Below are 357 nucleotides of genomic sequence, written 5' to 3'. Positions count from 1 at the left end.
AAACAATATCGGGGCGCATGCGCCGGACAACTCCAACCTGCAGCCTGCCTTCAGCGTCCCGCATAACTGCATGGTGGCGCACGGCGGAGCGGTGAAGGCGTGCCGCGCGGTCGGGATCTCAGGCGAGATCGGCACGACGCACAACCTGTACTGGTTCGGGCCGTATACGACCAAGCCGGAGGTCGTCGTGGCGGCGCACCGCACTCGCGCGTACAACAACGAATGGTTTATTGGTCCGGCGTTCAAGGGTGAATACCCGCAGTGCATGGTCGACTGGTTCAAGGGTAACGGCGTCGAAGTGCCGATCCTGCCGGGCGCTATGGAGACGATCGCTGAGCCGATCGACTTCATCGGCGT

1 protein-coding gene is annotated in these 357 nt (G+C 62.7%); it reads left to right on the top strand.

Annotated features, from left to right (window positions below; genetic code table 11):
- Positions 1 to 357 (top strand): family 1 glycosylhydrolase (locus tag KVT38_RS33590; protein ID WP_217598057.1); only part of this gene is annotated, 357 nt, incomplete at both ends.

The sequence above is a fragment of the Cohnella sp. GbtcB17 genome (genome assembly GCF_019091135.1).
Classification (GTDB): Bacteria; Bacillota; Bacilli; order Paenibacillales; family Paenibacillaceae; genus Cohnella.
The sequence above is the reverse complement of the archived record's forward strand: the minus strand, read 5'-3'. Positions and strand labels throughout refer to the sequence as shown.